Source organism: uncultured Amaricoccus sp. (assembly GCF_937858865.1).
Taxonomy (GTDB): Bacteria; Pseudomonadota; Alphaproteobacteria; order Rhodobacterales; family Rhodobacteraceae; genus Amaricoccus.
This window is the reverse complement of record NZ_CALLYO010000222.1, coordinates 1-6,518: the sequence shown is the minus strand read 5'-3', so window position 1 is coordinate 6,518 and position 6,518 is coordinate 1. Positions and strand designations below refer to the sequence as shown.

General features: G+C 70.6%; 8 protein-coding genes. 5 read left to right on the top strand and 3 right to left on the bottom strand.

All coding sequences use genetic code 11. The features are described from left to right. Positions 1-449 precede the first annotated feature (449 nt). On the top strand, positions 450-1,343 hold the full coding sequence (locus Q0112_RS05955) for a carbon-nitrogen hydrolase family protein (protein ID WP_297972729.1): 894 nt from the start codon (positions 450-452) through the stop codon (positions 1,341-1,343). 6 nt (positions 1,344-1,349) lie between these two features. Here the strand turns inward: Q0112_RS05955 and Q0112_RS05950 are convergent, their stop codons facing one another. From Q0112_RS05950 to Q0112_RS05940, 3 genes are read right to left on the bottom strand one after another with little or no spacing between them, the layout of a single operon-like run. Next, complete coding sequence (locus Q0112_RS05950; RefSeq protein WP_297972728.1) at positions 1,350-1,697, bottom strand: hypothetical protein; 348 nt, start codon at positions 1,695-1,697, stop codon at positions 1,350-1,352. Positions 1,698-1,730: 33 nt separating this feature from the next. Then, the gene (locus tag Q0112_RS05945) at positions 1,731-2,081 is read right to left on the bottom strand and encodes a TIGR01244 family sulfur transferase (protein ID WP_297972727.1); all 351 of its coding nucleotides are present in this window, start codon (positions 2,079-2,081) and stop codon (positions 1,731-1,733) included. A gap of 58 nt (positions 2,082-2,139) precedes the next feature. Next, the gene (locus Q0112_RS05940) at positions 2,140-2,619 is read right to left on the bottom strand and encodes an Lrp/AsnC family transcriptional regulator (protein ID WP_297972726.1); all 480 of its coding nucleotides are present in this window, start codon (positions 2,617-2,619) and stop codon (positions 2,140-2,142) included. 143 nt (positions 2,620-2,762) lie between these two features. On the opposite strand from Q0112_RS05940, the gene cysG reads away from it, so the two are divergent. The 4 genes from cysG to Q0112_RS05920 form a co-directional block, all read left to right on the top strand. Further along, positions 2,763-4,142, top strand: coding sequence for a siroheme synthase CysG (cysG, locus tag Q0112_RS05935; RefSeq protein ID WP_297972725.1), 1,380 nt, complete (start codon positions 2,763-2,765; stop codon positions 4,140-4,142). Then, complete coding sequence (locus Q0112_RS05930) at positions 4,142-4,456, top strand: DUF2849 domain-containing protein (protein WP_297972724.1); 315 nt, start codon at positions 4,142-4,144, stop codon at positions 4,454-4,456. Before cysG ends, Q0112_RS05930 begins: the two co-directional genes overlap by 1 nt. Then, the gene (locus Q0112_RS05925; RefSeq protein ID WP_297972723.1) at positions 4,449-6,107 is read left to right on the top strand and encodes a nitrite/sulfite reductase; all 1,659 of its coding nucleotides are present in this window, start codon (positions 4,449-4,451) and stop codon (positions 6,105-6,107) included. Before Q0112_RS05930 ends, Q0112_RS05925 begins: the two co-directional genes overlap by 8 nt. Continuing rightward, a partial coding sequence (locus tag Q0112_RS05920; RefSeq protein WP_297972722.1) for a phosphoadenosine phosphosulfate reductase family protein occupies positions 6,097-6,518 on the top strand: 422 nt, incomplete at its 3' end. The genes Q0112_RS05925 and Q0112_RS05920, both read left to right, overlap by 11 nt.

Sequence of the window (6,518 nt, the reverse complement as noted above, 5' to 3'; positions counted from 1 at the left end):
CTAAAACGCTGGGATCGTTATTCATTCCTGCGCCGTTAACCAGACCTTCACACTATACGACAGGGGGTGGCTGAGAGCGGGATGAGGTGGTTCTGGACGACTCCGACCAAGGAAACGTCCGGATGTCTCACCGTGCCGTCACCGCCCTCGAAGGCTTTCTGCGAGCTTGCGGGGGCAGGTGAGGCGGGTGTCCTCGATGTTGACGCCCCGGGTCTTGGCGTCGCTGAACATGCATTCGATCGCCTAGCTGCCGCGGTAGGCGGCGAGCGCGCGTCGGGACGATTCACGAAGAATTAACCCGACGAATCCCTTTGCGTTCAAATGGATAAGCATAGTTTCGCGCGCGAAATCGTGAATCGCACGCCGCGTCGCGGCCGCCGGCGGCCCGCGGATTTCCTGTTGCTTCGGCGGGGCGGTGCTGGCGGAATGCCGGCTTCAGGGAGAGAGCCATGAAGATCGCCGCCGCCGCCTATCCCATCGACTGGCACAACCGCTGGAACGACTACGTCGGCAAGCTGCGCGTCTGGGTCCGTACCGCCGCCGAGCGCGGGGCCGAGCTCCTCGTCTTCCCCGAGTACGGCGCCCTCGAGCTCGCCAGCCTCGCCGGCGAGGAGAACGCCCGCGACCCCGAGCGGGTCGTCGACGCGGTGAACGCCCGGATCAAGGACGTGGACGAGCTGCACGGCAGCCTCGCCCGCGAGTTCGCCGTCCACATCTGCGCCGGCTCCGGCCCGGTGCGGCGCGCCGGCGACCGCCTGCCGGTCAACCGCGCCCGCCTCTTTGCCCCCGACGGCAGCTCCGCGGCGCAGGACAAGCTCGTGCCGACGCGGTTCGAGCGCGAGAAGTGGGGCCTCTCTCCCGGCGCGCCACCGCGGGTCTTCGAGACGAAGCTCGGCCGGATCGGCATCCTGCTCGGCCAGGACGCCGCCCAGCCGCTCCTCGCCCGCGCGATGACCGCCGCGGGCGCCGAGATCCTGCTCGCCCCCGGCCTCGCCGAGAGCACGCGCGGCTACTGGCGGCTCCGCGTCCCGGCCATGGCGCGGGCGCTCGAGGGGCGCTGCATCGTCGTCCAGGCCGTCACCGTCGGCCCGACCGACTGGCTGCCGCTGGCCGCGCAGACCCACGGCGCCGCCGCCATCTACGCCCCGCCCGAGGAAGCCTTCCCCGAGGACGGCGTGATCGCCGCCGGCAAGCCCGACGTGGCCGGCTGGGTGCACGGCGAGGTTTCGCTCGACGCGCTGCGCCAGACGCGCGAGGCCGAGGGCGCGGGCCCCGCCGACGACTGGCCGGCGACGGTCGAAGCCGTCGAGACTGTGACGCTCGGCGCCGCCGAAGAGGCCTGAGGCGGCTCAGGCCTTCCCCGCCAGCACCTCCAGGAGCGCCTTCAGCGCCTCCGCCCGCCGCGGATCCCCCTTGGCCGCCTCGCAGCGGACGCGGCGGTTCATCGTGTGGCAGCAGAGCTGCCCCGAGAGCAGTCCTTCGCCGAGCTCGACCGCCAGCACCATGTCGACCATGCAGGGCTCCGGATCGGACGGCGAGGAGCCGAGATGCGCGAGCAGCAGCTCCTCGAACTCGGCCGGCGTCCGGATCGGCCAGCCACGCGATTCAGCGGCCCGCGGCAGATCCTCCCTGGTCAGCCGCGCGAAGGCGCGCCGCACGACCGTCTCGAAACTCGTGCCGTTCTTCGGGTCGTGCATCCGCAACTCCAGCGCCTGCGCCTTCCACCTAACCTAGCGCGCGCGCGCCGCCCGACCACGCTGCGCCAGCATCCAGAGATTCTGGCACCGCCCTCCCGAGCGGCAGTAGGCCAGTACCGGCTTCGGCAGCGCGTCGAACGCCGCCGCGAAATCCTCGACGTTCTCGCCGGTGATCGCCCCCGAGACCACCGGCACCCAGGCGAAGATGAGCCCCAGCCGCTCCGCCTCCTGCCGGATCGCCGCCACCTCCGGCTGCCCCGCCTCCTCGCCGTCCGGCCGGTTGCAGAGGATCGAGCGGAACCCGAGCTCCCTGACCTCCGCGACGTCCGGGACGCCGAGCTGCGGTGAAACGCTGTAGTCCGGGGTGATCTCGACGACCCGCATTCCTTAGGCTCCTTCAGAGGCTCGCGCGCCCCGCGCTTAGCACGCCGCGAGAGGCCCGTCAGCCCGATCCTGCCGCCGGGATCGGCAGCGCGGTCGTGCTCTTGATCTCCTCCATCGAGAGCGCCGAGGTCACGTTGAAGATCGCCACGTCCTTGATAAGCGCCCGGTAGAAGGCGTCGTAGGCACGTGCGTTCGCCACCCGGACCTTCAGGATGTAGTCGATGTCGCCGGCAAGGCGATGCGCCTCCATCACCTCCGGCCGCGCGCGCACGGCGGCGAGAAAGCGGTTCAGCCAGTCGGCGTCGTGCTGCGAGGTGCGGATGAGGACGAAGAAGCAGCTCTCGAGCCCGAGCTTCTCGGGATCGACCAGCGCGACCTCGGCGGTGATGAGGCCGGAGGTCTTCATCTTGCGGATCCGGTTCCAGACCGGCGTCTTCGAGGCTCCGACCCGGCGGGCGATCTCGTCGAGCGGCAGCGAGGAATCCTCCTGCAGCAGCGCGAGGATGTTCCGATCCAGCTCGTCGAGCGCGGCAGCCATTCCCGTCCCCGTTGCAATTGCATGCCATTGTCACCGTGAGGTGGCACGGTAGCAGGACGCTGTCCTTATTTGAAGCGCCGGATTGAGAGAATTAGGGAAATTCTCCTATATTGCAGCGCAAGAGGGAAGGGCCCGATTCCGTCATGCGACACTATCCCCTGTTCATCGATCTACGCGGCCGCCGCGTCGTCGTCGCCGGTGCCGGCGCGGTCGCGGTCGCGAAGCTGCGGTTACTGCTGAAGACTGAGGCCGACCTCCTCGTCTGTGGGCGCGACCCGGCGCCGGAGGTCCGCACCTGGGCGGCGGAGGGCCGCCTCGCGCTGGCGGACCGCGATCTCGCGCCGGTAGACGCTGTCGGTGCGGCCCTCGTCTATGGCGCCACCGGCGAGAGTGAGAGCGATGCCCGCGCGGCTGCCTTCGGGCGGGCCGCCGGGGCGCTCGTGAACATCGTCGACGACCTCGAGGGGAGCGATTTCCTCACTCCCGCCATCGTCGACCGCGACCCGGTCACCGTCGCCATCGGCACCGAGGGCGCCGCGCCGGTGCTTGCGCGCAAGATCAAGGCCGAGGTCGAGGCGCTGCTGCCCGCCACCCTCGGCCGGCTGACCCGCATCGGGCAGGGCTTCCGCACCCGGGTCGAGGCGCTCGATTCGGCGGCACGGCGGGCGTTCTGGACCCGCTTCTACTTCGAGCGCGGCCCGCTCGCGCTGCAGGCGGGCGAGGAGGCCGCGCGCGGCGAGCTCTCGGCAATGCTCGCCGAGGGCGAGGCGGCGCGCGAGGGCGTGGTGCATCTCGTCGGCGCGGGGCCGGGCGATCCCGAACTGCTGACGCTCAAGGCGCGGCGGCTGTTACACGATGCGGACGTGGTGGTGCACGACCGGCTGGTGCCGCAGCCGATCCTCGAACTCGCCCGGCGCGAGGCGCGGATCGTCGAGGTCGGCAAGACCCCCTTCGGTCGTGCTTGGAAGCAGGCGGACATCAACGCGCTCCTCGTCGCCGAGGCGGGGGCGGGTCGGACGGTCGTCCGGCTCAAGGGCGGCGATCCGGCCGTCTTCGGGCGGCTCGACGAGGAGATCGAGGCGCTCGAGGCGGCGGGCATCCGTTACGGCATCGTGCCGGGGATCACCTCGGCGAGCGCGGGCGCGGCGGCCATCGGCCAGTCGCTGACCCGGCGCGGGCGGAACTCCGCCTTCCGCATCCTGACCGGGCACGATGTCGAGGGCTTCGCCGAGCACGACTGGCGCGAGCTCGCGCGGCCGGGCGCGACGGCGGCGGTCTACATGGGGGTCCGGGCCTCGACCTTCCTGCGCGGGCGGCTGCTGATGCATGGCGCGCCCGCCGACACGCCGGTCACGGCGGTGGAGAACGCGAGCCGGCCGGAGCAGCGGGTGATCGCGACGACGCTCATCGACCTGCCGAAGGCGCTGGCGGAGGCCGCGCCGGCGGGTCCGGTCCTCATCCTCTACGGCCTCGCGCCGCGCGCGGCGGCGAACGTCTTCGGCGAGCTCAGGGAGGCGCTCTGATGGCACGCAGGTTCCAGCCGCAGATGGCGACCGGCAACGACCTCCTCGAGGGAGACGTGGTCTATTTCACCTCCCGCGGCGAATGGTCGCGTGAGATCGGCGATGCGGCGCTTGCGCTGAACCCGGAGGCGGCGGACGATCTGCTCGCGCGGGCGTCGGCCTTCCCGAACCAGGTGGTCGGGGTCTATCTGGTCGAGGCGGCGATCGACGACGAGGGGCGCGCAGCGCCGGCGCATTTCCGCGAGGTCTTCCGCACCCGCGGGCCGTCCAACTATCCCCAGCATGGCCGTCAGGCGGAGCGTTCCGATGTATGATTACAGCGACTTCGACAGCGCCTTCGTGCGTGAGCGCGTGGCGGAGTTCCGCGACCAGGTCGAGCGGCGCATCTCGGGGGCGCTGACCGAGGCGGAGTTCCTGCCGCTGCGGCTGCGGAACGGGCTCTACCTGCAGTTGCACGCCTACATGCTGCGGGTGGCCATCCCCTACGGGACGCTGACGGCGCGCAAGCTGCGCCAGCTCGCCTATATCGCCGAGCGCTGGGACAAGGGCTACGGCCACTTCACCACGCGGCAGAACATCCAGTTCAACTGGCCGAAGCTGCGGGACGTGCCGGACATCCTCGAGGCGCTGGCGGACGTCCAGATGCACTCGATCCAGACCAGCGGCAACTGCGTGCGCAACGTGACGGCCGATCATTTCGCCGGGGCGGCGGCGGACGAGATCGAGGATCCGCGCACGACCGCCGAGCTCATCCGGCAGTGGTCGACCGATCATCCCGAGTTCAGCTGGCTCGGGCGCAAGTTCAAGATCGGGATCAGCGGTGCGGCGCACGACCGGGCGGTGATCCGCTCGCACGACATCGGGCTGCGCATCTACCGCAACGAGGCGGGCGAGGTCGGCTACGAGGTGATGGTCGGCGGAGGCCTCGGGCGGACGCCGATGATCGCGAAGACGGTGCGGGAGTTCCTGCCGAAGGCGGACCTGCTGCCCTATCTCGAGGCGATCCTCAGGACCTACAACCTGCTCGGGCGGCGCGACAACAAATGGAAGGCGCGGCTGAAGATCCTTGTGCACGAGGCGGGGATCGACACGGTGCGGGCGCTCGTCGATGAGGCCTTTGCCGAGCGGCGGGCGAAGATGGGGCCGGTGAACCCGGCGCTCCTCGCCGAGATCGACGCGGCCTTTGCGGCACCGGTCTTCGAGCCGGAGGTGCCGGTCCCGCCGCTGGTGGGCGCGGGCCTGCGCTCGTGGGTCGACACCAACGTCTCGCCGCACCGGGTCCCGCACTATGCCATCGTGACCGTCTCGCTGAAGCCGATCGGCGGCACGCCGGGGGACGTCACAGCCGAGCAGATGCGACTCCTCGCCGACATCGCCGAGGAATATGCCCACGACGAGCTGCGCATCAGCCACGAGCAGAACGTCGTGCTGCCGCACGTCCCGCGGCGGAACCTGGTCGCGATCTATGACCGGCTGAAGCAGGCGGGGCTCGCCACGGCGAACTTCGGGCTCATCTCGGACATTATCTCCTGCCCGGGGATGGATTATTGCTCGCTCGCGACCGCGCGCTCGATCCCGATCGCGCAGGGGATCGCACAGGCCTTCGCCGACCTCGACCAGCAGCGGGACATCGGGCCACTGAAGATCAAGATCTCGGGCTGCATCAACGCCTGCGGCCACCATCACGTCGGGCACATCGGCATCCTCGGGCTCGACAAGGCGGGGGTGGAGAACTACCAGATCACGCTCGGCGGCGACGGTACCGAGACGACGGCGATCGGCGAGAAGGCGGGGCCGGGCTTCGCCTATGACGAGGTGGTGCCGGCGGTGGAGCGGCTGGTCGGTGCCTATCTCGATCTCCGCCGCGAGCCGGGCGAGACCTTCATCGAGGCCTATCGCCGCCTCGGGGCGGCGCCCTTCCGGGCGGCACTCTACCCGGACGAGGCGCGCTCCGATGCGGCTTGAGACCGGCGCCCTCGAGAGCACGCCCCTCGACCGGATCGACGCGCTGCGGCTGACCTACGCCGGCGCGCAGGCGGAGGACGTGCTGGCCGGCGTCCTCGCCGAGTTCCCGGGCGAGGTGGCGCTCGTCTCCTCCTTTGGCGCCGAGGCGGCGGTGCTGCTGCACATGCTCGCGGAGGTCGATCCGACGACGCCGGTGCTGATGATCGACACGCTGATGCTCTTCGAGGAAACGCTGGCCTACCAGCGGGCGCTCGCGGCGCATCTCGGGCTCGGCAACGTGCAGCACCTGCGGCCGGACACGGAGGATCTTGCGCGGCTCGATCCCGACGGCACGCTGCACCGGCGCGATCCGGACGCCTGCTGCGTCATCCGCAAGGTGGCGCCGCTCGACCGCGCGCTCCGGCGCTGGCC